Raw genomic sequence first — 26247 nt, forward strand, 5'->3', positions numbered from 1 at the left:
TTTAGAGATAGATACTCCTATAATTGTGTGCATTTTAAACCACATAGGCACATAGTTTGCATAGAAATAGTTATTTGATTTATAAGGAAAACATAGGATTTGAAGCAAAGCTTCAAATCCTATGTTTGGCAAACAGTTGATCCTATGCCCCTATGTGGTTAAAATAAGCTACGTTCATCTCTACTGCCTATTAAGCCCAAATTCTAACATATTTTAGTTTTATTAATGAATTAAAGCCAGTATTTTTAACGTGAAAACGGACAGATGTTTATTCGTTGATAAAACAGATTTTTTATGAATCAAGCTTACATAATAAACGGCGTAAGAACGGCAATCGGTAATTTTGGTGGAACACTATCAGCTGTGAGAGCAGACGATATGGCTGCTTTTGTTTTAAAAGAACTTGTAAAAAAGAATCCCAGTGTTGATTTTTCGAAAGTAGGTGATGTTATTATGGGTTGCGCCAATCAGGCTGGTGAAGATAACCGTAACGTAGCAAGAATGGCAGTTTTGCTTGCGGGACTTCCAGTTACTGTTCCTGGCCAAACGGTAAACCGTTTATGTGCCAGTGGCTTGAGTGCTGCAATTGACTGTGCAAGAGCCATACAAGTTGGTGACGAAAATTTAATGATTGCTTCTGGTGTAGAAAACATGACCAGAGGTCCTTTAGTATTAAGCAAAGCTTCCGGCGCATTTGGACGCGATCAACAATTGTTCGATAGTAGTTTTGGCTGGCGATTTATCAATCCAAAAATGGAAGCGCAGTTTGGTGTAGACGCTATGGGCGATACAGCGGAAAATGTCGCCGAAAAATATAAAATTAACCGTGCTGATCAGGATAAATTCGCTTTATGGAGTCAACAAAAAGCGGCCAAGGCGGTTGAAAATAAACGCTTTGAAAAAGAGATTGTAGCACTGGAAATTCCCCAAAGAAAAGGTGATCCTGTAGTATTTAGCAAGGATGAATTTGCAAAACCGAAAACAACCTTAGAAGGTTTATCTGGTTTAAGAGCATCCTTTAAAAAAGAGGGAACTGTAACCGCAGGTAATGCCAGCGGTTTAAATGACGGTGCTGCCGCGATGCTTATTGCAAGTGAACAAGGAATTAAAGAAAATAATTTAAAACCATTAGCCAGAATAGTTTCAAGTGCGGTGGTTGGCGTTGAACCAAAATACATGGGCATTGGTCCTGTAGAGGCTGCTAATAAAGCGCTTAAACGTGCTGGCTTAACTTTTAAAGACATTGATTTAATTGAATTAAACGAAGCTTTTGCCGCTCAGAGTCTCGCTTGCACCCGCACATGGGGCTTAGCCGATACAGATGAACGCATAAATATTAATGGTGGTGCTATTGCATTAGGACATCCCCTGGGCATGAGTGGTGCAAGAATTTTAAATTCAGCGGCGATTGATTTACATTTACATAATAAAAAATACGCCCTTGTTACCATGTGCATTGGTGTTGGTCAGGGTTATGCAGTTATTATAGAGAAATGTTGATACGCTCGGAGCGATTAGGATAAAGGATTTACGAATTTTAAAACACATACCTATGATAAACAATTTAGCGCTCGGGAATACAATTTTAAATCAATTTATCACTGAGATCAGAGATGTTGAAATTCAAAAAGACAGCATGCGTTTTAGAAAAAATCTTGAACGGATCGGAGAAATTTTCGCCTACGAAATAAGCAAGTCACTTTCCTACAAAAACGTTAAGACCACCACTTCTTTAGGCATTGCAGACTCTAAAGTGCTGAGTGATCAACCTGTTGTTGCGACCATACTTCGTGCCGGTTTACCCTTACATACAGGAATTCTCAATTATTTCGACAAAGCCGGAAGTGCCTTTATTGGCGCTTATCGTCGTCATCATAAAAACAATACTTTTGATATTTCACTAGATTATACAAGCTGCCCTGATCTCACAGACAAAACACTTATTCTTTGTGATCCCATGTTAGCTTCAGGATCATCCATGGTGATGGCATATAAGACCCTTCTTAAAAATGGAATTCCAACACATACACACATTGTGAGTGTACTTGCAAGTGCTGAAGGTCTCGATTATATAAAAACAAATATGCCTTCTCCTAATTACACTATTTGGTGTGGTGCTATTGATCAAGAACTAACAGCGCAGGCATATATTGTTCCTGGCCTTGGAGATGCCGGTGATTTAGCCTACGGAGATAAATTGTAACTATGTTTAAAAAAACGACGCTCGATTTTAAAAGTGCCGGCGTGCTGAGTTCGCTGGTATTTGACTATTTAAATAAAGAAGAAAAACTAAAGTCCTTTTATACAGCTTTTCCAGATATAAATGGTTTTGAAAAAATATTAAAATCAAACCCATACGCTAATTTTAATCGAGAAATTCTTTTCACTGCTCTCAGTAAACAGAGTCAAGTAGTTGCCAATACTTCCGAAATTTCACAGAGTAACATTTCTAAACTTAAAAATAAAAATACTTTTACAGTCACGACGGGGCACCAACTCTGTTTGTTTACTGGTCCGCTTTATTTTATTTATAAAATAATTTCTACTCTTAATATAGCGGAGAGCTTAAAGAAAAAATTCCCTGAACAGGATTTTGTACCTGTTTATTGGATGGCCAGCGAAGATCATGATTTTGAAGAGGTTAATAATTTTAATGCGCTCGGTAAAACAATTGTCTGGAAAAGTTCACAAACCGGTGCGGTTGGAGATTTTAAAACAGAAGAATTAAAAAAACTCTTTCCTTCCATACAAGAACTTTTTGGTAGATCAGAAAATGCTAACTACCTCGTTGATCTATTTGAAAAGGCTTACTTGAAACATTCCAATCTAGCGGACGCGACACGTTTTTTAGTGAACGAGTTATTTGGAGAATATGGTATTGTAATCATTGACGGAAATGAAGCGGAGTTTAAGCATCAATTTAAAGAAGAATTCAAAAAAGATATTTTTGATAATACGCATTTCAATTTAGTAAATGATTCTATAAAAGCATTAATAAACATGGGTTATACTTCTCAAGTTAATCCAAGAGCAATTAATTGTTTTTATATTGAAGAAGGGCTTAGAACGCGCATCGAAAAAACAGGAGAGGTTTTTAATCTAGTTGGCTCTAAAAGAAATTTTTTAAAAAAAGAACTCGAAGCTATTATAGAGCATACGCCTGAAAAAATAAGTCCGAATGTTGTGTTGCGTCCACTCTACCAACAAATGATTCTTCCAAATATTGCATACGTTGGTGGCCCGGGCGAATTAGCTTATTGGTTGGAATTTAAAAAAATGTTTGATGTTTCGGGTGTTGTCTTTCCTATATTGATGCCAAGGAATTTTGTTGCGGTGGTCGACAAAATAACAGAAAGCAAAATTGAAAAGCTCCACTTTTCGGTGAAAGATTTTTATAAATCGGAACAAGAACTTATTAAAGAATTACAAGCTAATAAGGATACTATTTTTAATCTTTCTTCAGAAAAAGAAACGATCTCTGAATTTTATTCTAAACTACTTGAAAGGGTGAGTGCTATTGATAAGACTCTATCAGGAAGTGTTTCCGCAGAACTTAAGCGGACATTGAATGGTTTTGAAAGGGTAACGGGTAAAGCGAACAGAGCCATTCGCCGTAAATACGAAACTGAGATCAATCAGTTAAGCGCGATAAAACAAAAATTGTTTCCGAAAAATGTGCCGCAGGAGCGTTATGAGAATTTTTCTTCCCTTTATTTGAGTTATGGTAAATCTTTTATTAGGGAAATAAAAGAAAACTGCGATCCACTTTTATTGGAGCAGACTATTTTTGCAGAGAGTTCTTTTTTTGAACTGTCTGTTTAGGGTTTAATGCGAATTACCTCAATATATAGGTGAGACACTAATCACAATTGTGGTAATATCAGTTTTTCCTGATCTTTTTCAGCTAAAGTTTGTTCATACAAATCTTTGCTTGTTTCAAGATAAAGTTTGTAGGAAACAGAATTGAAATAATATAGAATGACAAAAAACGGAAAGCCGTTTAAAAAGTAATGCCCTTGCCGAAAGAGGTTGAGGAGGATCATCACGAGAATGCCATTACTTACAAGCCAGTGATAGGAGTCGTAATGTTCATTCCGCCTCACATAACATTTGAAAATAAGAATTACGAAAATTCCGATACCAAAAATTCCAGTTTCTGATATTAAGCGTAGCAGCATCGAATTTGCATCGGCTGAATTTAAATTCAAACCATACACCTTAATGTTTTTACCAATGGAATATTTTTCAAAGGCGATGGGATGTGAACCGATACCCGTGCCAAAAACAAAATTTTGCTTAAAATTTTCAGTTGCAACCACAAAATTATTATACAAGATAAAAGATGAACCATGTGTTTTACCCAGCTTAAAGCCTTCTCCTGCAAATAAAGAGGTTAAGCCGTCTAAGCGTTCCCTAAATTCAGATACATTAGCATAAAGTACATTAAATAAAATAATACCCACAGGAATGGCAATAAAAATATAACGCACCAACCCGAAACTTACTGCCAGTAAAATAAGTGTTACAAAAACACCGAATTGCCCCACACCGGAAAATGACAAAATGAATACAACTATTATAACAACACTTTGAAATCGCGTATAAAAATAGACTTCCTTTCTTAAAAGATTATAAAAAGACACAAAAAATGCAGCTGATAATACAGTGGCTAGATGTGTGGGTTCAGCAAATATTGAGTTCAAGCGGATACCGAACATGCCTCCTTTAATAACACCCCATTTATTTAAAATAAAACCAAACCAATACCCCCACTCAAAACCTATTTGAAAACTCACAAATTGAAAGACTCCGAGTAAGGCTGCTATGTAACAGCCTTTTAAATACCATTGAAATAGCTGTTCAACATTATAGTCAAACTCAACTACCACATAATAATAAAAAAAATAAGATAAGCTTAAACCAATAAATACCTTGAAAAACAAGGCAGCAGTATTGTTTCCGTAAAAAACATTTACCATTCCCACTAGCAAAAGCGTAAGAAAAATAAAGAACAGACTCCGGTTAATACCGTAACGTACAAAAAACGTAGGCAATAAAATCAAATAAACCAAATACCCAAACTGAAATTCAACCGGTTCTTTAAAAAAGACAACCGAATTAATAAAAACGGAAAGATATATAAATACCACCATCACTAGAGTCTTTCGATCTAATACGATACTGTGATTTAGTGAGTGCATGGTTAATTATTATTACAAACTAGTGTAAAAATACAGAATATTGAAGCGAAAAACGGCTTCTCTTTTAATAAAAACAGTACTTTTACGCAGTTTTATTTTAAACACACAAGTACACTCTTAACAACAGATCGGCTTTATTTGACACAATGAGTTCTGAAAAAACTGTTTTTTTCTCCGGCATCAATGGTCTGCGTTTTTTTGCAGCACTCGCGGTTATTATTACCCATACGGAATTAATGAAAGGGGTTTTTGGATTTACAAATTACTGGGACTCACCGCTTATTTTTAATTTAGGAGGCCTGGGTGTTTATTTCTTTTTTGTATTAAGCGGTTTTTTAATTACTTACTTGCTGTTGAAGGAAAAAGAAAAATTTGGGCGCATCCATGTGAAAGCATTTTATATGAGGCGGATCTTAAGAATATGGCCTCTTTATTACTTAATACTTTTGCTAGGCTTTTTTATTTTACCTCACTTCAGTCAGATCCAAATCCCTTATTTACTGACAGATTTTAATGACTATTTTGGCACTAACCTACTCTTCTATTTATTGATTTTACCAAATGTTGCTTATTCGTTTTTTACCGCAGTACCTCATATTGGTCAGTCATGGTCTATTGGCATAGAAGAGCAGTTTTATATTGTTTGGCCTTGGTTAATCTCCAGAAGTAAAAATATACTAAAAACACTTTTTGTTGTAGTAATCGCGCTTATTTTGTTTAAAGTAGTCATTTTAGTTTTAGGCCATTTTTATTCACAAGACAATTGGTACGCTGGCATTAAAAGACTCGTTGCCATGTCCAAATTCGAGTGCATGGCCATTGGAGGATTTGGGGCCTTTTACCTTTTTACCAACAAAACTTCTATTCTTAATTTTGCTTACAAAAAACTGGTACTCTTTACTGCTTTGGGTTTAATTCCAATTCTTGTATACATTACCCCAGATTTCATTCAAGACGGCATTCATCTTGTTTATTCAATTTTATTTCTCATCGTTATACTAAATGTGGCCAAACGCGACAAACTATTTGAAAATCCAGTCTTATCTTATTTAGGGAAAATATCCTATGGGATATATATGTACCACTTGATGATTATTCCAATAGTGCTTTTTGCCTTTAAGCATTATTTAATTCTGGATGAAGGATTTCTACTGAATACACTTATATACCTTGCAGTTATTTCAATTACTATAATGGTCTCTGCATTATCTTACAACTTGTTCGAGAACTATTTCATTCGTCTCAAACATACATTTTCACTTATAAAATCGGGAAAAAAGGACTGATATATCAGTCGGTAAATACATTTTTGGTATTTAATAAAAGTGGAGAACCCACTTTTATCGTCTTTCTATGAATATAACTAACTTATATTATTAGCTTAATTGCTTAAACCCTAAATAGACAGTTGAAAAAATCAACTGCCTACGATATAAGTTATTGTAAGCATTTCACTGCAAGTAGCTGAAAAGAAATGCTAACAATAACTAAATCGGGATTACCCGCATTAAGGCAGGTAGTTCACCTTTTTCAAAGGCTTCTACTGTCTAAATGCGGTTAAAAAGGCGTTTGGATTGATTTTTTATATTGACGAAATGAAAACTCCTCCCTCAACATCATCATTGGGTGTTCGTAAAAATAATAGATGATAAAAGAGCATAAATATATCACACTCAAACAAAGCATAAATCCAGCTAGTTGATTTGAGAGATAAATAAAACGATAAACTTCCATATGAATCAAATAAATAGAATAGGTTAAAATACTCGTCCAGGTTATTGGCAAATATAAAAACTTGAACTGCTTAAGTTTTATGTTTACAAATTCGGACTGCTCAACAAAAGGGACAATAAAAGTAATAGAAACGCTCAGTAAAAACACCCATACAACTCTATAAAACACATCAAAAAGTGGCACTAATTTTATATCGCCTAAAGAAAATGTTAGTAGAACAACGGCACATAAACCAACCACAAAAAGCGGTAGGGAATTCAATTTCAGATAAAGGTAATTGAACTTTAGCTTCAAAAGTGCCAAAAACACTCCTATAAGCATACAGTCAAACTGATAAAGGATAATTCCTTTTTCAAAATAATTCCACATAAAACGGGCGCAAAAAAAGAGAATAATAATCGTCAATAGAAAATACAAAAACTTTTTTTTCTCAATACCATTTCTAAAAAAAAGAAAAGTAGCTAAAGGTAAAAAAATGTAAAACCATTCTTCTACTACTAAACTCCATGAAACACTGAAGAAACTAATGCCAACAAAATTAGCCTGAAGAAAGAAAAAATAAACAATCATTTTCCATCCAAAGGGATTTGAATAAAATAAAATTTTTAAAACGAGTATTAAATAATACAGAGGAAGCGTTCTGTACCAGCGGCGTTTCCAGAATTTTAAAACTTCGTTGGATGAGGCTCCGGCTGTGAATTGTTTAATCAGAATCTGACCAATTAGGAACCCACTCAGAATAAAAAAAAATTGAACTCCAACTAAGCCCAACTCAACCGAAAAACTAAAATAATGCGCGATGATAACCAAGAAGATCGAAACTGCCCTTATAATATCTAGTCCGAAGTTCCTATTCTGCATTGTGGTTTATAAGTTCATTCATATTAAGATTTTCTAATAAAACTTTATAAGCTGTATTATTCACTGAAGACTCTTTTGTAAAATCTTTTATAGCAAGTTCAAAACAATGTTGTTTCATTTTTGAGCTTGCCGTTGACAAAAAAGTCCAGTCTTTTGTATCAAGCTTTAATACATGGCCACAATGATTCTTTGCAACATACTCACTAAAATCTCCCAGATTTTCAGAAATTAATACTGGCAGACCAGCGTACAAGTATTCTGCAAATTTTACCGGCGAGGCAACCTTGTTAGTAGTTGATTGCTCCCTAATTAATATACCATAGTCACCGCATTGCAAATAGTTCAGGACTTCCTCATGCGCAACCCATTTAATAGCGATTCGGTCAACATATTTTTTCTTAAACTTCTTAATATCTTCAGTTTCTTTAGACAAAAAAAGTAGTTTAACTCTTGGATCGCTGTCTAGAATCGGAGTTACCATCTTCTCTAACAAGGCGAAAGATTGCCAGGGTGCAGTGGATCCGGAATAAACAAATACGATGTCTGATTCTTTGAACCCCAAACTTTTTCTTAGGTTTAAGACACTCGTCGACACACGGTAGCCAGTTTCGCTAAAGTGTTTCGTGTCCAAGGTACAAGGAATGACAACGTGTTTGTTGTCGTTATAGCCATACTCTTTTCGCCAATAGTCAATCAATTGATTTGATACAGCCATTCTAAAATCACTTTTATTTACCGCATCTTTTTCAATTTGCAAGGTGTTTTTTCTGAAGTAGTCGATCGGAAACACGTCGTATTCAGAAATTTCAGCGGCCAAGGCGCTTCGTCCATCTAAAACAACTAGCTTTAGTAATCCAAAGCTCCTTATCCGCAAAGCCATTTTGGTACAAAAGGCATTTCTACAAATTGCACTACGTTCTCCCGTAAACAGACAAATGAAAAACAAAAAAAAGGCTGTTAACTCAAAATTCTTTAATCCCGGAAAAGCTGGAAACACGATTGCACTTGGCGACATGGCCTTAAGTTTTTTTCTGGCATCCGTTTTTAATAATTCTCTCACAGACAAAAAAGCCACAATTCGAATTTTAAATTTACTTATCTTATTCAAATGATGGCATACATCCACCACCTGACTGGAATAAATACCGGGATGAAATTGATCTAATAAAGTAATGTATAACATCAGAAAGGAAATGAATCCATTAATTTGACTATTCGCTCAGTCGATTTACCATCCCATAAAGGTGGTATTTGTCCTTTCTTATAAGAACCATCTTCTATACTTTTAATTGTATTTTTAATTTGTTTGATATCAAAAGGTAATAAAGTATTTGTGCCCAAATTTACCGTGCTAGGTCTTTCAGTATTTGGACGCAGCGTTATACAAGGTTTTAAGCGAAAGGTGCTTTCCTCCTGAATGCCGCCACTATCAGTTAATATGAAACGACAATCAGCAATGAGTTTTTGAAAAGCGAAATAATCAAGTGGCTCTGTGATTATAATATTTGTGATTGCGTTAAAACGCTCGTATAATTCAAATTTTTTAAGGTTATTAATTGTACGTGGATGAACCGGAAAAACAACTTTGTATGCATTTGAAAGATATTCTAGAAGATCTAATAGTTTTTCCAGCTCTTTCACATTATCAACCGTAGCAGGTCTGTGAATAGTCATTAGCACAAACTTACCAAGCTCTAGTTGTAATTCAGTAATTATGGCGGAACTTTGAATCTTCTCCTCGAAAGCCACCATCGTATCTATCATTGTGTTACCAACAAAAAAAATCTGCCCGTCTTGTTTACCTTCCTTTTTTAAATGCTCCGTACCACTTTGCTCCGTAACAAAATAATAATCTGCAATTTCATCCGATAAAATTCGGTTAATTTCTTCCGGCATTGTTCGATCAAAACTTCTGAGTCCGCTTTCTAAATGAGCAATTTTTAAACCCAGTTTATTAGCAGTAAGAGCTGCCGCGAAAGTTGAATTCACATCGCCTACTACAATAATTAACTGAGGATTGTATTCTTTGCAAACTCTTTCAAGACCTATCATAATCTCAGCCATTTGTGTATTGGCAGAAGTGTTGGAAATGTTCAAAAAATAATCAGGTACTAATTCAAATTGCTCAAAAAATACATCAGCCATTTTTGCATCGTAATGCTGACCAGTATGCACAATCTTAAATTCAAGCGATGGATATTCTTTGGCGCATCTTTTGAATTGCGTCACTTTAATAAAGTTAGGCCGGGTTCCAACGACTATAAGTATTTTTTTTGACATGGTTAATTACTTTCTATTTGGTTCATAGTTTGCTGCTCTTAACACATCGTTTACCATCATTCTTCCACCTGGTACATTAATTATTTCTTTCGCAAATGTGTCTTTTATAGTTTCATTATTTAATAGCATTTTTATCCACTTTTGATAATATGTCGGCACATCTTTCGAAGCGAGCATAGACTTTAAAAACTCCTTGTCATCAAATCCCATGCGTTGCATGAAGGCAAAAACTGTTTGGATAGAATAGTCATCGACTTCTGGGCCGGCTTGAGCGCGTGTGGGTGCGAAAAAATCATCTTCGGGTATGCCGTAAAAATTATTTTCCTTAACGAAATATTGATAGGTGTCTTTCGCAGCAATTCCAATTTTTTTATCAAGACCCAAAATATAAATTAATTTACGCAATGGTACTTTAATCATCTTTAACAATGGGTTACTGCGAAGTGCATCCGTAGCTCTTTTCTTATCTGGGCTCCATAAAACAAGTGTTGCTGATAGAGAGATAGGATTTACTACTGCATGCGGTTCCCAGGCATCCACCATATGCATTGGTCTTTCTGCTTGTGTAAAATGTTCGCGCACCCGTAAGTCTGTTTTTTTTGTGTTAGGATCAGTATTAAAATCCTTTTCAAAAATAAGCGCTTCGTAACCCGAACCGTAAGCTGCGTAACTTGTTAGCAAATAATTATTGTGATGATGAATAGCAGAAGCAACAACATGAGGCTCGTATGTTTTAAGAGGAACAAACAAATGTACTTTGATGTAAAAGTCATCGTTTTCATAGACATAGAAAAACGGGATTTCGTACATCGTCCATTTACGTTGTAAATAGCCCTTATCACTGAGGTTTTGCTTAAAAAGATCAAACCAAAATGTTTTATCTTTTCCCATTTGAACAATAAACTCTGACGCGCGTTTGTGAAATTCGTAACGATCCTGAATCGAACTATTTAGATCGATAACTTTTTGTACATATGTATTTGAATGCATTGTGAGATTATTTTAGTGATTACTACTTATGTAAATACGAAGCGTTTATTAATTTTTAAAATTCTTTAATGCATTTAAAAAATTATCTGTTACTGAAGAAAAAGTATATTGCTTTACGTCAAAATAATCTCGCTCGAAAGGCACATTTCCATTTAAATACTGTGGCAAATCGCGTTCCATGTTTTCAGGCAATATATGAACACCAACCCGATTTTCTCTAACAAATCTTCCTACATCACCTTCTTCTCCAATATAGAGTATCGGTGTATGAGTATAAATTATTTCAAAAAATTTTGTGGAAATTAAATCTTTATCTGATGGCGGAAAAAACGCTAAGTAAGCAGCAGATTTTTTAATCCTTGAAAACAATTCTTCTTCGGGAACAAAGGTATGTTTTTGAACACTTCCATTAGCGAAATGTGAGTCTAATAATGGGTAAGTGCTCCCGGTGTAGATATCCCATTTAAAACCTGAATCTGGATTTGTTTTCACCACTTCGGCAAGTTTTTTGAGATAACCTTCAATTCCGGGATACAAACTGCCACCATAAATAAATCCTTGTCTTTTTTCTTCTGTGGTGGATTTGGGAAATTTATCCGGATCATAAGCATGTGCGAGCAAATAGAGTTTAAAGGAAAACGCAGGGTATTTTTTTCTTAAAAAATTCCCCATGTGTTCGGTGGGAAAACAAACCATATCACATGCTTCCATCATTACCTTTTCTGATAACTCTTGGAAATTTTTCTTTGCACTTGCTAAAATCGGTATGCCATAATAGCTTCCCCAGGTCCATGGATCGCGAAGGTCGCCTACATACTTTATTTCTTTGTTCCGTTTTTTAAAGAGTGATCCGTAATATAATAAAGAGAAAGGTGCACCCGTTACCACCAAAACATCAATAGGTTTTTTATGATGAATGTTTTCTAAAGCGCTTAGCATAGGTTTTTTCCATGCATACGCTCTGTCAAATAAATTCTGTTTGGTGAAAGCACTTAAAACACGCGTGTAAAAAACGTATTTTAATTTATCCATTAAAGATTTTGTATAACCACTCAGCCAATCTGGATAACATTTTGGTAAGACCTTTACATTTATACCAGGAAATTCTTTTTCATACCACTCCTTATTTTCCTGATCACTCGCACAAATTACTGTGACTTCATGTCCTTTTTTTGCCAACTGCTGACTGAATTTGGCCCAGCGTCTGCCCCCAATTTCTTTAGAAGGTGGGAAGGTGTAAGAGACAATGGTGAAATGCATTTTAATTATGGGAATTTAAATTTTAATTAGTTTTGGAATTCAATCTTGCTTTATATTAGCAAGTGAAAATTAATAAAATCAAGTACTTCGATTTGATCTGCTATAAACAATACTTAGTGTTTCTGAGTGCGCTAAGTGCCTTAGTGGTTCTATAAATTCTCATTCCTTGTACAACTTTGGAATGTTATTTACAATTTTTATAACGCGTTCAAAATCCAGTCCTAATGTATCGAGGTACCATCTTATGTTTTGATAACGCGGTTGATTTTCATCTTCCACTAACTCTAAGGCTTTTTCTCTGGTTATTTGACCTTCACGAATTTGGTTACTACGAAAGGTATCGTGTTCCGTAAATCCTGCAACGGTATAATACACATAATTATAAAAAGCTGCTGTGCCATCGCCAATTCTCCAGGTGGTGCTAGTATCTACCGCAAGCTCCCATCCATATTGATTAATCAAAGTGTCATTCACTTGCTCCTCATCCCAACGCCAGTAATCAAAGATGTGATAGTAGTCTTTCTTTTTATTAAAGCTTCTGTAGTACTCGCCAGATAAAGTATCCCAAAGTGAGGAATTAAAATATCCCGGACTATCCATCATGGCACGAAACCGCTTCGCATGGTAACGCAATTGTTTCATAGCGCCATGGCTATATACACGATCTTCTTCAAAATCAGGTTTAATGCCTAAGAAACCTGTTTTAAAATGTGTCACTTCCAATGGATTGATGCCCCATAAATTCAAATCGATGCCTGTTTGTTTCTTCATTTCTTCTGCATAACGAAAGAAGTGTTTATCACCGGCGGTTAACATTGCCATCATACCCAAGTTGGGCGATTTTAGCCATGCTTCCAAATTCATCCGAATGTTTTTACGTTTTAAAGAAATGTCTGCGGCTACAATAATATTCTCGACGCCGAGCTCGGCGCACATCCTACTGATATTCCTTCTGCCCAAATCTGTCACCATTCCCCAATCATAGGTATAGGTCACCGGCCGAAGCTTTAGTTCTTTCACGATTAAATGCAAACCAAAACAACTATCTCTTCCACCTGAAAATGGAACGATGCATTCTAATCCACTTTTTTTTCTGTAAGGTTCAAGTATTTTGAATAATTCTTCTTTCGGTTTAGGTGTGTTACGAAGTTTATAGTTATGACAATAGTTACAAACTCCTTGTTCGTCAAAACGAATGTATGGCATCGTTTCAGGAAGGATACATTTTGTGCAACGCTTCAAATGAAGTTTTTTGTATTCCAATAATGCTTCCTGAGATTTATTAAAAACAAATTCAGGTATTAGGTTCTCGGTGCGAACTTTAAAATCATCCAAATTCCATTTTAAATTTTTTGGTACAGGAACATCTAAAACTTTATAGGATTGATGGATCTGGGAAATAGCCTCACAGCCTATCTCCGTTAAAGCATATTTTTCAGAAGCAAAATAAGTAGCACCTGCTTTAGTTCCAGTATAAAGACTACCATTATTTGAGATTAAAATAATTTTGCCAAGGTTCTGAATCAGGATGGCGCAGGAAACAACTCCCACACATTTTTTCATAATCACGGCTGCCAAATCATCAATAGAAAAACCATTTTTAAGATGTTCAATAGTAATGCCAGCTATCACCTCTGTATCAATTTGATGCTTTCTTTCTACCGCAAGAGTTTTCCATATCTCTTCATCGTTAACAATGATCCCATTGTGCAACACAAAAACATCTTCCCTCACTACCGGTTGATTATCAGCAAGCCCATTTGTAATCAAGCGGCTATGCCCCAAAACAATTCGCGAATGATAGGGCTTGATTTTATTCAACAGCTTGTCAATATTGTAATCAGCTCTATAAATCTGGTAACGATCGTCTTTAGTAAAAATCAAGCCACTAGAATCTTTCCCTCTTTGCTGTGCATGTTTTGCCAGCAATTTCAAGTCTTTTTTATTAACCGCTTCAGAAGCTATAATGCCAAATATTCCGCACATATTATTAGATTTATTTTATAATTTCTATTTGTAGTTGATCCGTCCACATCCCATTATCTTTTTACGATTCCATTTACTTTAAACCAGGCTCCTAAAGTGTAGTTCCTGTATTTACTATAGGAAGGTGTTCTGGTTCCCAATACAGTTTTATTATATTCAAGATACTCTTCAAAATCTTTGCCATAGCGCCCCAGCCAAACCTCTTCAGGCGTCGTAAAACCCTTTTTATCTTTTCTGTATCTTATTTGTTGAGGCATCTCCACCATGGCTTCACGAAGGATGTTTTTTTGCCAACCATCTTTTATTAAAAAATTATTCGGCAAAGAATAACCGAACTCCACCAGCCTGTAATCCATAAAGGGATGACGCGATTCCATACTAAATGCCATACTATTTCTGTCATCTACCCTTAAGTACATGGGCAACTGATAGGTGTCGAAATCTTTAAGCATGATTTCATCCAGGCTATCTATTCTATTCCAATGCTTCTGAAGATGATGGTCGAATTTTTTAATTCCAGCTTTCATAAGAGCCGATAATTTAAGCTCATTAAAAACTATTTTATGTACTTTATTTTTTTCAATTTGTTTAATCGTAGAATATTGCGCGATCAAGGAGAAATATTCCGGCAGTTTTCCTTTCACTAATAATTGCCGGCAGTATTTGTAAAAGTGATGATGATATCCACCAAACACTTCATCCGCACCCTGGCCGTTAAAAAGTATTTTAATACCTGACTTGCTAGCCTTTTCATAAACACCCCACTGTGCGAGAAATGAGGTGTCAATTAAAGGTTCTTCCTGATGATAAACATGCTTTTCAAATTCAGGTATATTAAAGTCATTCATGACCTCCGCATAAATAGTTTTACAGGGAAGATCATTCGCGACAATTTTCACATATTCAGATTCGTCTGCTTCCTTATATCCCGGAAAAACAGCAGAAAAACCAAGAAGTTCATTTTTTTTATTCTCAGATTTTAAAATATTCCTCGCAGAATATAAAATAGCACTTGAGTCGAGCCCGCCTGAAAGGGCAAAGCCAAAATCTACGTCGGCACGCATTCTTATTTTAACGGCATCATTCAGCAATTCTCTAAACTGCATTATTGCTGCATCGTGCTCAATTCTGATTTTTGATTGACTGATTTGATAGTAACGGACTTGGTGTTTATGCAGAAAATTTTTAGCATACTCATTCACATTCCATAAAAAATAATGCGATCCTTTGAATCTGAAAACGTCCTGGTAAATAGTGTTTTCATTGTGATCTACATAGCCAAAATCGGCAAAATCTTTAATGTGTTCCTCATTTAGTTTTAATTCTATAGACCGGAACGCCTGTAGTTGTTTAGTTTCAGAAACGAGTACAAAACCATCTGCATTCTCCTTATAGTATAAGGGTTTCACACCAAAGCGATCGTTACTTATAAAAAGTTTTTTATGGATGGCATCCCAGAGACAAATGCTCCACATCCCATTGAATTTGTTCAGGCAATCTTTGCCCCAAATACGATACGCTTCTAAAATAACTTCTGTGTCAGAAGCGGTTTTAAAATTACATCCCAATAGTTTCAATTCTGCCCTTAGCTCAATGTAATTATATATTTCACCATTAAAAACAATCCAAGAACCTTCCTTTCCTTCCATTGGTTGATGACCTGCCGGACTTAAATCTATAATACTTAGTCGTTTGTGCCCCAGAGCGAGATCAAATTTTTCTACTTCCTGATTGAACGGATTATTTATTCCTTCAATTTGAGAATAAGTAATTTTGTATTCTCCCGTATTAGTATTAATAAGCACTATTCCCTCATCATCAGGGCCGCGATGATTAATCTTTTGAAGAGATTCTATAAAATTAGTGTAGAGTTCTCTTGTTATATAGTTTTTATTAAATAATATTGATATTCCACACATAGTAACTAAAAATACGTTTGGTTATGAACTTAATTTATATTCATAAACAAAATCTGCAGCTTGATTTTGAACAAAGAAATTATTAATGGTAGAATGTAAAAACACTTTCACTATTTTGATTCCTCTTTATTTAAGAGCTTGTCTTTAACTAATTTATTTATCAGCTGTTTATTGAAAATTTCAACTCCAGCCTGATTCAAATGTGAATTATCATAAAAATGATATGCTGTATTTATTGAATCACACTTACCATAGTCATAAAATATTATGTTGCTTTTGCGGATATTTTGTTTTAATAAATTAATAAATGGCTTGTGTATTTTGTAATTATCGAAATAAGAAACGGGTGAATAAACCAAGACAACCTTGATATTTTTCATTCTACACAAATCAACAATGTTTTTAAAATACTCCATTTGCTCCTCATCTATTTCAATTTTCTCATCATGTAATTTAATCTTTGCAAAATATTGTTCTTGCTTTTGCAAACTCATACTGTCTGGATTCATAGAATAGCCTTTCCCTGTATAATCTGCATTTTGATAATAAGAATTATCAGATTCAGTAAGTAGTCTCAGCGATGCCATATTCATGGTTCTGACATCGCTATTATTTAACGCAATATCGCATGCCGCATTTTTGCTTTCAATGTTTTCTATTAGATCTGATGTGGACTCCAAGTCACTTTTAGCAAAAGATCCTGCAAAAACATCTATTAATAATAGTTTGCAATTTGTTGAATTTATGTAATGTTTTATTACAAAATATGTGTTTTTTATTGATTGAGCCGACGTACCTAAATTAAAAGCTTTATAACCAGCGGATTCAAAAATAAATGGCGAATACCCTCTGTAAGCTCTTGATGAGCCAACAAAAACAATATCATAATTCTTAATACCATTCTTAAACTCTTGATACTTATTATACGTATCTCCACCTTTCCAGGTATAGTATTCATTTGTAATATAAATGATCGGCTTACCTTTATATTTGATGTTTTTAAGTGTCACCATTCCAATAACATATAAACCGAAAATGGTTAATAGTGATACAAAAAGATGTTTAATGATAATCATTAAAATTGAAAATAAATAAAATCAACCTTGCCAAAGGTTCCAAATAGTATAATAAATACAATTAATAGAGATGTGATCATTGTTAGAACAAATGATTTTCTATTTTGTAATTTTACCATAGTTGAAAATAATTTATCTGTTAAAATAAAAAATAATAACAGGAGTAATGAAAATGCAAACTTAATTCCACCAAAATGCATCACAAAGATTTTAATTGCGGCTACATCGCTAAAAGTTGTGAATTGTTTCCTAATCAGAAGAAACGCATCTTCAGTAGACTCCGCTCTAAAAAAAACAAATGATAATAATGTAAATCCAAACGTTAATAACCAACTAAAGGTATTGTATAAAAATGGATTAAATGTTTTTGACCATAATTGCCGTTTTTCTCTGGTAAGCATTTCATAGGTTAAAGCTAATCCTTGTATAATGCCAAATAAAACAAATGTGAATTTTGCACCATGCCACAAACCACAAATAAAAAACGTTAAGAAAATTGCATAAACTGTAGCCCCTTTTTTCCACTTCCTTTTACTGAATTGAAGAGGTGTATACATGTAATCTCTTAGCCATGCGGATAAGGACATGTGCCATCTCCTCCAAAACTCAGTAACATTCTTACTTATAAATGGGAAATCGAAATTTTCTGCCAACTTAAAACCAAAAAACCTTGCAACGCCAATTGCCATATCTGTATAGGCAGAAAAATCTGTATATAATTGAAAAGCAAATAAAAATGTTCCTAACCATAATACCGAACCTGGATAGTGCGAAATATTACTATAAATATCATTTACATAAACATCCAACCTATCCGCAATGACTATTTTTTTAAATAGGCCCCACACAAATCGCTGAATACCATATCCTATATTATCCCATGAAAATTTTTGAGGTGTGTGAATCTGCGGAAATAACTCACTAGATCGACCAATTGGACCAGATAATATTTGAGGAAAAAAACTAACAAATAATGCAAAATAGCCCAAATGTTTTTCGGGTTTTCGCAAACCAAAAAATACATCTAAACTATAGCCAATGCTTTGAAAAGTGTAAAACGAGATCCCAATAGGCAATAGTAATTTTAAAGGGGGAATTTTAAGACCGAATGATAACAAATTTGCTAGTTGCGAATATATATCTGTAAAAAAACCTAAATACTTAAATACAATTAAAATTCCCAAATTAACAACCATAGCCGAATAAAGAAATACCCGCTTTTTCACCATTACTTTTTTATACTCGTCCATTTTAATAGCTGAGTAATAAGTTATGGAAATAGTTAAGGCTAATAGTATTAAATAAGTTGGCTTTTCCCAACCATAAAATACTAAACTAGCGCACAGCAATACAACCCACCTAAAATTAATAGGAGTTACTAACCAACTAAGGAAAACTACACTAAAATAAAATAAAAAATCGAAGGAATTAAAAAGCATTAACTATTAATCTTCAATTTTTCGTTGTATTAAGTCTAATAAATCACCTACATTTTTCAAGCCCATTACATCAAAACCTGTAATTTCTATTGCAAACGCTTCTTCAACAGCTGTAATCAAATCCAGGTGTGTAATCGAGTCCCACTGATCTATATCAGAAGCATTTGTACTATCAGTAATTTCGATTGCATCGTTTTTAAAAACACTTCTAAATACTTGAGTCAATTTTTCGTGATGTTGTTTCATAACTATTTTATATTTTTTATCATTAATACTTTTCCATTACCGCTATCGGCGTTACTCAACATTTCAGCAGATATCTTATACCCAGATTTTTCATACACTTTAACGGCTCCATCATTTTTTTTCCAAACCTGAATTTGTATTTCGTTTAATTGAGAGTTGTGTGCAATTTTTTCAGTTTCTGCGAGTAATTGTTTTAATATTCCTTTACCTCTATATTCTGGCAAAGTGGCTACACAATCTATTTGCAGTGTATTTATTTTTTTTTGAATGCTTATATCTGAATGGTTTTTTAAAAAACCAAACGCTAATGCTACACTTTTTCTATCAAAACCTGTCATTAAAGCGCCTGTCATTAAATGATTAGAATCTCCAAACTCTCCTTCTTTATATACTGAAATTGCTGAAACTGGCACATTATCTATACAGGCAATTAGATATGATTTATATGTAAGTGGATGCCCGTCTGTTTCATTATTTATAATTTTTTCAAAGTAAGATAAAAGTTCATCATTTGTTTTACTAAACATTTTAGTATATGATGTGATTTCAAAACCTGTTGATTCTGCTAACAAAATAATTTTGGCTATAAAATTACAATCGTTCGAATTCGCTTTTCTTATAGTTATCATTTAGCTTAAATAAATTTTATGCAATAATTGTTTGTCTATTTTTCCACTAGTATTTACCGGCAAAGGATTAACGGCAATGAAATGGCGAGGAATCATATAAAAAGGCAGTGAATTTTTCAAATTGTTTACCAAATCATCTTGTTCAAACTTCCCTTCGATTAATGCATACAAATCGGTATACTCATCAGTAATTTTTGCCAACACCACTATACTATCTAATCCACTTGCTTGCTTAATTGCATGTTCAACTTCTCCCAACTCAACTCTAAATCCATTAACTTGTACCTGATTATCTTTTCGATTAATGTATACAACATTTTTGTTTTTGTTTTTCACAACTATATCTCCTGTTTTATACCATTTCTTTTCATTGCTGTCAATATAAAACGCTTGAGCTGTTTTTTCTGAATTATTCCAATAACCTTTAAAAATCTGGTCGCCTTCTACAATCAATTCACCTCTTTCTCCATCAATAACATCTTCGTTCTTTTCATTAATTATTCTAAAATTTATGCCGCTTAAGCCTTCTCCAATTGGGCATAAACCATTAATCGTTTGATTTTCAGTATTTTCATCTAACTTATAAAACAAACACCAAACAGTCGTTTCAGTTGGACCATAGGCATTTTCTACGACAGAATTTTCTGCCGATTTCTGCCATTCGATTGCTAATTTAAGGGGTAATGCTTCACCTGTAAATAACGTGGTGTGTACACTTGGTATTTTAATAGAACCTAACATTTTTAATTTTTTCAAATAAAAAATAGCTGAAGGAGGAATTGTAACAAATGTTGCTTTATACTCATAAATAGCTTTAAACGAATTTACAGCTACAATGCCATCCATATCGGGGACTAACAAAGCGGCTCCGCGTTCCCAAGCCATAAAAGTACAAGCTAATGAAACATCAAAAGATAATTCGAAAGCTTGCAGAACTATATCCGTTTCATTGATTTTAAATCTTTTATCTAATGCTTTAATTAATGCAGAAAAATTTCTATTGGTGATTGATATGCCTTTAGGAATTCCAGTACTACCAGAAGTAAACAAGATGTAAACTATTTGACTTTCATTAAACTCGTATTGATGCGATTGATTGTTATAATTTAAATCGTCAACAGGTAATGATGCATTTTCTTGTAACTCATTAACTCTTTCTAATGAATGATTAGAGTGTAGAATAGTTTTAATACCTGCATCGTTTATCATTTTTTTTAATCGATCATTTGGAAATTTATGATTGAGTGGTACAAATCCTTTATTAGATAATAAAATAGCAATTAGTGAAGCATAAGTGTTTTCATTATTATCTGTGTACAGGCCAATCAAATTTGTCTCACTTTTATCTTTAACGATTAACTCCTGGGCTATTGAGATGGCCTTGTTTAATATCCATTGATAAGTAAACTTTTTTCCATTTATAATGATGGCTGTGTGGTTTGGGAATTTTAGCGCTGATTTGAAAAAACCTGTTAACATGATTCTTTTTGTAATTATTAAGCTTAGTTATTTTGCGTTATTTAAATTTCTTGCTCGTTTTAATATTATCGACTAGTTTGCACTAATTTGAGAACAAAACACCTTATAGTTATCTTCCGCATTAAAATTATTTTCCCAAAAAATACGAACACCGATTCGGAATTGCTCAGTATTTTTATCAGATCCAATAAAATCTTCGATTTGTTTTGCAACTGCAATTGCTTTAAAATCTTTTTCAATTAAAATACCTGTTTGATTAGTTACAATTTCTTTACATCCCCCAACATCAGTGGATAATATAGGTATACCAAAACTAATGGCTTCAATCATTGAAAAAGGAAGGCCTTCTGAACGACTCAAACTCAAAAAAAGGTTAACAGGATTCTCCTCATAATATTTAAAAACTTCTTTAGATGATAAACTCCCTGTAAAACAACAGGTAATATTCGGTGGTAATTGCTCTGCTTTTCTTTTAATCATTCCTAACCCTTCACCTCCCCCAATCAAAGTCCATTTAATTTTAAAGTCAGCTTTAACGTTTGCCAAGATATCGCAAACCAAATCTAATCGTTTAATTTCGCTAACATGGGCGCAACTAACAATGTGAAAAACATCACCATTCATTTGATTTAAACTACTATTTTGAAATCCCAAATAAGAAAATTCTATTTTTTTTTTGTACCCGCTATAAGATTTTTTTAAATAGTGCATCCCCATTTGCGAAACAGCATATACCTTTTTAACCCCTGCTAACATAAATCTCTTGAAAGGGTGGTAACCAAATTGGGTTTGGTCCTTAAATATTTCGAAGCCATGAGCTCTTGAAACAAATTTTAAGGTTTTATAATTTTTATCCTCTTTAATAATAGATAATATAATTGCCCAACGATCAAACCAATAAGAGTAAAATACCACATTGTCATATGGAATATCATTTAAATAATTTTTTAATATATCTGCGCGATACGCTTGTTGTAAAAAATCAACGGATAAATTTCTGAATTGCTTTATGGATAAAATTGGGTTATGCATTAATTCATTAAACATAACCTTAGCAAACAAAAATAAATTCTGTTTCAAGCTATTTAAAGAGTTATAATTTTTAAAATGATTTTCAAATAAATAAACTGTCTTTACATTACTTGGCATTTTTTTAGTTTCAAATTTTCCAGACGGCTTTTCTGAGGGAAAAATTACTACTTCCTCAAAATATTCTGATAAGAATTTAATTTCGCCTTCTATAAATACTTCACTTTCTCCATAAGGAAAATTTTGAGTGAACAAATAACACGTTTTCTTTGAGTTATTCATGCACAACTTTGTAAATTCTAACTTTTCCGAATACTGTATCCAAAAAAACCGTTTTATTTAATTGCAAACGCATCAGTGAATCTCCCTTCCCCTCCATTTCATCTTTTAAACTTCCATGTCTCCGAATACTGGTTTCAAAATTCTTCAGATAAGTTAGGATATAATCGGCCTTTTCCTTTTCAATAGTCGCGGGGTTTATAAAGTCTATCCAGCTGATCTTTTGTTTCAAATCTTCGTAAGGATACGTGTCAGAAAAAGGATGGTATCTGCCTGTTTGTAAAAAGTCCTTGTAGGGATACCAAACGGATATGTCTTGAACAGCTACAAATGTTTCACTTTTATTTTTGAGATAGTTATGCGCTTTAGAAGAATTGACTACAATCTCTGTTGATTGTTCAGACAAGTCCTTTAAGCTTATAATTCGTGAAATTGAAAACAAGCTGGTTATGAAAAAACAGGTCAGAATAAATATTTTAGAAACATTTATCCGTTTGGTTGGTAAAATGTCCTCGTCAAGAAATGTCAGTAAGCCCAAAGCCATAAATATAAAACCGGTCCAAAGATAATGAGGCCACATACGCTTTGTAAGAAGAATGACGGGTAACAAAAAGCAAAAACCAATTAATAATACAATAAGTGATGAGGAGATTTTTTTTGTTTTAAAATAATTTATCGTTAGCAGCCCAATTAAAAAGAGAAAAAGGCAGAACATAATAAGGCCTAACAGCGTATTACCTCCATAGTATTTAAACAAACCATCTTTCAACCATTCTATAATCGTAGCTCCGGTATCATCATAATGGCCTGTGTTTTTAAATGTAGATTTAATATACGTTTTTAGAAAAACGGGTTTGATTGGGCTTAATAATAAGGCAGGCATCGCAATTAATAATCCGGCTAAAAAATAGAAAGCAGAAACCAGTCCTGTTTTAAATTTAAATTGTCCGTTAAAAGCCGGAAGTAAAAAAAATAGCGGCAAGATCAGTAATACATTGAACTTCAAACCATAAGCCATTCCCAGAAAAATAAAATGTTTACCATAAGCCCAGTTGTTTTTTAAACTATAATATAAAAATACCGCTAACACAAAGAGTTGAAGAGGTTCCGGTTTCGGAATAATAATGAAATAAGCTGAATAATAAAGGCTTAATACTCCTAAATAAAAAAAGGCTCTGTTCAAACTATTTTTTAAAAATGTTCTTCCTAATAAACAAACCCCTAAAAAAAGAAACAAAACGTGCGTCATACGGATACTAAACACCAATGCACTTATTCCCCAGATCTTATAAGGTAAAAAAGCAAAAAGCGCATCGGTATAGAACATCATCCTACCATAAAAATAGATGTCGCCTGCGACTAAACCCATAAAAAAATGTTTAAAAGAAGCAGGTTCAAGGATTGAAAACACCTCCCTTACTGTAAGATACTCATCATGACCTGAGAAAGTATAATTTACATTTGCGCCTTCTAAAAATTGCAGATTCAACATCACAGAATAACACATCAACACAATAAATGCGATAGATTCAGTTGCGTATTTTTTGAAAAAACTATTAATCATTTTTTAATTTCTTTTTTAATTCAAATATATAAGTCAGTGTACGTTTTATTAGTTTTTTTCTGACTTTGAAACTACTCCCGCTTCCTCCTTTTGCCTCTCCTGCAACTCGCTTTGCAAAATAAACCGGGAAATCAATGATCTGCCCATGTTTTTTTGCGCAATACAACAAATAGAGATCTAAAGAAAAATCATGTGGTGCATTTACTTCAAAACGATCAAAGAAAACTTTACTAAATAATTTCGGTTGCGCATTGATTTCGCTTAAACGTTCTCCTAATGCCAGTGAAGACAATAGGCCCATTCCATAAGAAAAAAAAGCCTCACTTGCTTTCCTATTTTTACGAAAGCCTTTCACTAAAACCGCAGGATTGTTTTGCTTTTGAAATATCTCCAGGGCCTTTAAAACATCCATTGGATCAGTTTGTCGGTCAGCATGCGTGTAAGAAAGAATTTCACCCTTCGCATTTCTCAAGCCTTCCAGAATTCCAAATCCGTAACCTTTGTTCACAGGAACATTTACTACCTTGAAATTTTTAGAATTACGTTTATTAAGTTCTTGTTCAAATATTAGTGCTGAATTATCAGTTGAGCCATTATTCACAAGTACAATTTCCAACTGTTGCTTAGCCTGTGTCAATTTATCTAAACGCTCAAACAAAGCAGGTAAATTATCCTGTTCGTTATAACATGGCAATACCAAAGAAAGAAGGGTTTCTGTCACAGTTTTTTAGAGATTAAATCGTAATAATTACTCCAGTAATTAAAAGTTTGGTAATCCACCGGTGTACCCCAGCATACATAATGGTCAATTTCGAATACCTTTACTTTATAACCCAGTTCTATTAAATCATTTATGCACTCATCCACATAAAATTCATTATTTATTCTGCGGTTATTTGCAATCATGTGTTCTGCTGCTTTTACAAAATAGTCTGCTTTTTTAAACCAGAAAGCGCCCACAACCGCATGATCATTTTGTGGTGTGGAACTAATAGGCACTTTCACGCTCATACGCTCCACAACTTCGGAATTACCCTTCAACTTTACCCAGCCATAGGCCTGTGGTTTGGCATCTACTGCAGGATTATTCCGGAATGTAAACACTAAAGCGTCTGCATCCTGTTTCACTTTTTCAAATGCCTTCAGGTCGTAAATCATACCGTTGTCACTGGCGCCAATCAACAATTCTTCATCCGCTCTAAAAACTTCTTTTGCTTTTAAGCAGGTGACTGCCTGTCCTTCCGTTAAGTGATCCAGAACTATTACATCCGCATTGGGGTAGTACTTTTTTAAATGCTGATCTATTTGATATTCGCTAATTTGAAAATCGCGTACAATAAAAGTATAGTTATCTGATTCCGGCAATGCTTTTGTGGCATTAATCACCATGGGTTCACCTAAAATTGGTAACAAGGGTTTTGGAATAGTATAACCCGCTTCTGTAAAACGGCTTCCTGCTCCAGCCATTGGTATTAAAGTTCTCATGCTGTTAAAGCCTTTCTATTATAATGCGACATAATTTCCATCCAGGTTTCATATTCCTTCAGGTCTTTTGGTGTACCCCACTGGCAAAAATAATCTACCTTATCGTAAACCAAAACATCCAAACCGTCCTGCACTAATAAATTATAGACAAGACTTATATAATACTCGCCATTTAAATCGTGTTTTTCGTCCATTAGTTTTTGGAAATATTTTTTTACGTATTTCCCTTTTGCAAAATAATACGTTCCTCCCGAATGGCTTGTTTTTGTTTTGTCTGCTTCAAACGAGAACTTTTCTTTTATCTCCGTTAAATTTCCTTTTTCATCTTTTTTACAACTGGCATACAAGTTCTCCGGATGCATCAAATGGGGATGAAATCCTGTATAACAGGGTATAGCCCCATGTGATCCGCGTTGCTTTACTGTTTTTCGAAAATGTTCAAAATCCCAGATCTGAAAAAAATCGCAGTAATTTGTTATCACTTCAGCCTCATCATTAATTAAATCAAAAACTTTAGAGACCGCGTAAACAGGTCCCAGTTTATGCCCTTCAATAGAAACAATTTTACCATCTGGTTTAATACGTGTCAACTCAGATCTTAAGTTAGTTTCTCTTAAATGTTCTTCACGGCAAATAAAAATAAATTCATGATCGCCCGGAAACATATCGACAACCCATTCAATAATCGGCCGCCCATGTACTTTGATTAAAGGTTTGATGTCTTTGTAACCGGCATCCTGAAACCTTTTGCCTAGTCCTGAAAGAGGGATGATAATTTGCATAGAAATTG

General features: G+C 34.0%; 22 protein-coding genes. 4 read left to right on the forward strand and 18 right to left on the reverse strand.

Annotation, left to right across the window (positions count from 1 at the left end; genetic code table 11):
* The first annotated feature begins 294 nt into the window (after positions 1–294).
* The 3 genes from pcaF to bshC are packed head-to-tail and all read left to right on the forward strand — an operon-like array spanning position 295 to position 3822.
* Positions 295–1500, forward strand: coding sequence for a 3-oxoadipyl-CoA thiolase (gene pcaF / locus P2086_RS01290; RefSeq protein ID WP_317898615.1), 1206 nt, complete (start codon positions 295–297; stop codon positions 1498–1500).
* A 52-nt stretch (positions 1501–1552) separates the two neighbouring features.
* Complete coding sequence (gene upp / locus P2086_RS01295) at positions 1553–2203, forward strand: uracil phosphoribosyltransferase (RefSeq protein WP_317898616.1); 651 nt, start codon at positions 1553–1555, stop codon at positions 2201–2203.
* 2 nt (positions 2204–2205) lie between these two features.
* Positions 2206–3822, forward strand: coding sequence for a bacillithiol biosynthesis cysteine-adding enzyme BshC (gene bshC, locus P2086_RS01300; protein WP_317898617.1), 1617 nt, complete (start codon positions 2206–2208; stop codon positions 3820–3822).
* A 41-nt stretch (positions 3823–3863) separates the two neighbouring features.
* On the opposite strand, the gene P2086_RS01305 is transcribed toward bshC, so the two are convergent.
* Positions 3864–5201, reverse strand: coding sequence for an O-antigen ligase family protein (locus P2086_RS01305; protein ID WP_317898618.1), 1338 nt, complete (start codon positions 5199–5201; stop codon positions 3864–3866).
* Between the two features lie 146 nt (positions 5202–5347).
* Here P2086_RS01305 and P2086_RS01310 point away from each other — a divergent pair, with 146 nt between their 5' ends.
* Positions 5348–6487: an acyltransferase family protein gene (locus P2086_RS01310; protein WP_317898619.1), complete on the forward strand. Its 1140-nt coding sequence runs from the start codon at positions 5348–5350 to the stop codon at positions 6485–6487.
* Positions 6488–6758: 271 nt separating this feature from the next.
* On the opposite strand, the gene P2086_RS01315 is transcribed toward P2086_RS01310, so the two are convergent.
* From P2086_RS01315 to P2086_RS01395, 17 genes are all read right to left on the reverse strand, one after another.
* Positions 6759–7796 (reverse strand): acyltransferase family protein, encoded by a 1038-nt coding sequence (locus P2086_RS01315; protein ID WP_317898620.1) that lies wholly within the window; start codon positions 7794–7796, stop codon positions 6759–6761.
* Positions 7786–8979 carry a glycosyltransferase family protein gene (locus tag P2086_RS01320; RefSeq protein ID WP_317898621.1) on the reverse strand — a complete coding sequence of 398 codons (1194 nt, stop codon included), beginning with the start codon at positions 8977–8979 and terminating at the stop codon, positions 7786–7788. Before P2086_RS01320 ends, P2086_RS01315 begins: the two co-directional genes overlap by 11 nt.
* Positions 8979–10076 carry a non-hydrolyzing UDP-N-acetylglucosamine 2-epimerase gene (gene wecB / locus P2086_RS01325; protein WP_317898622.1) on the reverse strand — a complete coding sequence of 366 codons (1098 nt, stop codon included), beginning with the start codon at positions 10074–10076 and terminating at the stop codon, positions 8979–8981. The genes P2086_RS01320 and wecB overlap by 1 nt, the downstream gene beginning before the upstream one ends.
* A gap of 6 nt (positions 10077–10082) precedes the next feature.
* Positions 10083–11066 carry a hypothetical protein gene (locus tag P2086_RS01330; protein ID WP_317898623.1) on the reverse strand — a complete coding sequence of 328 codons (984 nt, stop codon included), beginning with the start codon at positions 11064–11066 and terminating at the stop codon, positions 10083–10085.
* Positions 11067–11114: 48 nt separating this feature from the next.
* On the reverse strand, positions 11115–12326 hold the full coding sequence (locus P2086_RS01335; protein ID WP_317898624.1) for a glycosyltransferase family protein: 1212 nt from the start codon (positions 12324–12326) through the stop codon (positions 11115–11117).
* A 159-nt stretch (positions 12327–12485) separates the two neighbouring features.
* Entirely contained in the window at positions 12486–14312 is a 1827-nt protein-coding gene (locus P2086_RS01340) for a hypothetical protein (protein WP_317898625.1), read from the reverse strand.
* 53 nt (positions 14313–14365) lie between these two features.
* Positions 14366–16231, reverse strand: coding sequence for an asparagine synthase (glutamine-hydrolyzing) (asnB, locus tag P2086_RS01345; RefSeq protein WP_317898626.1), 1866 nt, complete (start codon positions 16229–16231; stop codon positions 14366–14368).
* A 110-nt stretch (positions 16232–16341) separates the two neighbouring features.
* Complete coding sequence (locus P2086_RS01350; protein WP_317898627.1) at positions 16342–17307, reverse strand: hypothetical protein; 966 nt, start codon at positions 17305–17307, stop codon at positions 16342–16344.
* Positions 17307–18746, reverse strand: a complete 1440-nt coding sequence (locus P2086_RS01355) for an MBOAT family O-acyltransferase (protein ID WP_317898628.1) — start codon at positions 18744–18746, stop codon at positions 17307–17309. Before P2086_RS01355 ends, P2086_RS01350 begins: the two co-directional genes overlap by 1 nt.
* 6 nt (positions 18747–18752) lie before the next feature.
* Complete coding sequence (locus P2086_RS01360) at positions 18753–18992, reverse strand: acyl carrier protein (RefSeq protein ID WP_317898629.1); 240 nt, start codon at positions 18990–18992, stop codon at positions 18753–18755.
* A gap of 2 nt (positions 18993–18994) precedes the next feature.
* Positions 18995–19564, reverse strand: coding sequence for a GNAT family N-acetyltransferase (locus tag P2086_RS01365; protein ID WP_317898630.1), 570 nt, complete (start codon positions 19562–19564; stop codon positions 18995–18997).
* A 57-nt stretch (positions 19565–19621) separates the two neighbouring features.
* Positions 19622–21100, reverse strand: coding sequence for an AMP-binding protein (locus tag P2086_RS01370; protein ID WP_317898631.1), 1479 nt, complete (start codon positions 21098–21100; stop codon positions 19622–19624).
* A 72-nt stretch (positions 21101–21172) separates the two neighbouring features.
* Positions 21173–22411, reverse strand: coding sequence for a glycosyltransferase (locus P2086_RS01375; RefSeq protein WP_317898632.1), 1239 nt, complete (start codon positions 22409–22411; stop codon positions 21173–21175).
* Positions 22404–23972 (reverse strand): hypothetical protein, encoded by a 1569-nt coding sequence (locus tag P2086_RS01380; protein WP_317898633.1) that lies wholly within the window; start codon positions 23970–23972, stop codon positions 22404–22406. Before P2086_RS01380 ends, P2086_RS01375 begins: the two co-directional genes overlap by 8 nt.
* Positions 23965–24693, reverse strand: coding sequence for a glycosyltransferase family 2 protein (locus P2086_RS01385; protein ID WP_317898634.1), 729 nt, complete (start codon positions 24691–24693; stop codon positions 23965–23967). Before P2086_RS01385 ends, P2086_RS01380 begins: the two co-directional genes overlap by 8 nt.
* Positions 24690–25457, reverse strand: coding sequence for a sugar phosphate nucleotidyltransferase (locus P2086_RS01390; RefSeq protein ID WP_317898635.1), 768 nt, complete (start codon positions 25455–25457; stop codon positions 24690–24692). The genes P2086_RS01385 and P2086_RS01390 overlap by 4 nt, the downstream gene beginning before the upstream one ends.
* Complete coding sequence (locus P2086_RS01395; RefSeq protein WP_317898636.1) at positions 25454–26239, reverse strand: glycosyltransferase family 2 protein; 786 nt, start codon at positions 26237–26239, stop codon at positions 25454–25456. The genes P2086_RS01390 and P2086_RS01395 overlap by 4 nt, the downstream gene beginning before the upstream one ends.
* Positions 26240–26247: the final 8 nt, after the last annotated feature.

Origin of the sequence: Aurantibacillus circumpalustris, from assembly GCF_029625215.1 — a bacterium.
Taxonomy (GTDB): Bacteria; Bacteroidota; Bacteroidia; order B-17B0; family Aurantibacillaceae; genus Aurantibacillus; species Aurantibacillus circumpalustris.

Excerpts from the sequence above, each read along its gene's own strand:
- pcaF (WP_317898615.1), top strand. The coding sequence starts at position 295 with ATGAATCAAGCTTACATAATAAACGGCGTAAGAACGGCAATCGGTAAT.
- upp (WP_317898616.1), top strand. The coding sequence starts at position 1,553 with ATGATAAACAATTTAGCGCTCGGGAATACAATTTTAAATCAATTTATC.
- bshC (WP_317898617.1), top strand. The coding sequence starts at position 2,206 with ATGTTTAAAAAAACGACGCTCGATTTTAAAAGTGCCGGCGTGCTGAGT.
- P2086_RS01305 (WP_317898618.1), bottom strand. The coding sequence starts at position 5,201 with ATGCACTCACTAAATCACAGTATCGTATTAGATCGAAAGACTCTAGTG.
- P2086_RS01310 (WP_317898619.1), top strand. The coding sequence starts at position 5,348 with ATGAGTTCTGAAAAAACTGTTTTTTTCTCCGGCATCAATGGTCTGCGT.
- P2086_RS01315 (WP_317898620.1), bottom strand. The coding sequence starts at position 7,796 with ATGCAGAATAGGAACTTCGGACTAGATATTATAAGGGCAGTTTCGATC.
- P2086_RS01320 (WP_317898621.1), bottom strand. The coding sequence starts at position 8,979 with ATGTTATACATTACTTTATTAGATCAATTTCATCCCGGTATTTATTCC.
- wecB (WP_317898622.1), bottom strand. The coding sequence starts at position 10,076 with ATGTCAAAAAAAATACTTATAGTCGTTGGAACCCGGCCTAACTTTATT.
- P2086_RS01330 (WP_317898623.1), bottom strand. The coding sequence starts at position 11,066 with ATGCATTCAAATACATATGTACAAAAAGTTATCGATCTAAATAGTTCG.
- P2086_RS01335 (WP_317898624.1), bottom strand. The coding sequence starts at position 12,326 with ATGCATTTCACCATTGTCTCTTACACCTTCCCACCTTCTAAAGAAATT.
- P2086_RS01340 (WP_317898625.1), bottom strand. The coding sequence starts at position 14,312 with ATGTGCGGAATATTTGGCATTATAGCTTCTGAAGCGGTTAATAAAAAA.
- asnB (WP_317898626.1), bottom strand. The coding sequence starts at position 16,231 with ATGTGTGGAATATCAATATTATTTAATAAAAACTATATAACAAGAGAA.
- P2086_RS01350 (WP_317898627.1), bottom strand. The coding sequence starts at position 17,307 with ATGATTATCATTAAACATCTTTTTGTATCACTATTAACCATTTTCGGT.
- P2086_RS01355 (WP_317898628.1), bottom strand. The coding sequence starts at position 18,746 with ATGCTTTTTAATTCCTTCGATTTTTTATTTTATTTTAGTGTAGTTTTC.
- P2086_RS01360 (WP_317898629.1), bottom strand. The coding sequence starts at position 18,992 with ATGAAACAACATCACGAAAAATTGACTCAAGTATTTAGAAGTGTTTTT.
- P2086_RS01370 (WP_317898631.1), bottom strand. The coding sequence starts at position 21,100 with ATGTTAACAGGTTTTTTCAAATCAGCGCTAAAATTCCCAAACCACACA.
- P2086_RS01375 (WP_317898632.1), bottom strand. The coding sequence starts at position 22,411 with ATGAATAACTCAAAGAAAACGTGTTATTTGTTCACTCAAAATTTTCCT.
- P2086_RS01380 (WP_317898633.1), bottom strand. The coding sequence starts at position 23,972 with ATGATTAATAGTTTTTTCAAAAAATACGCAACTGAATCTATCGCATTT.
- P2086_RS01390 (WP_317898635.1), bottom strand. The coding sequence starts at position 25,457 with ATGAGAACTTTAATACCAATGGCTGGAGCAGGAAGCCGTTTTACAGAA.
- P2086_RS01395 (WP_317898636.1), bottom strand. The coding sequence starts at position 26,239 with ATGCAAATTATCATCCCTCTTTCAGGACTAGGCAAAAGGTTTCAGGAT.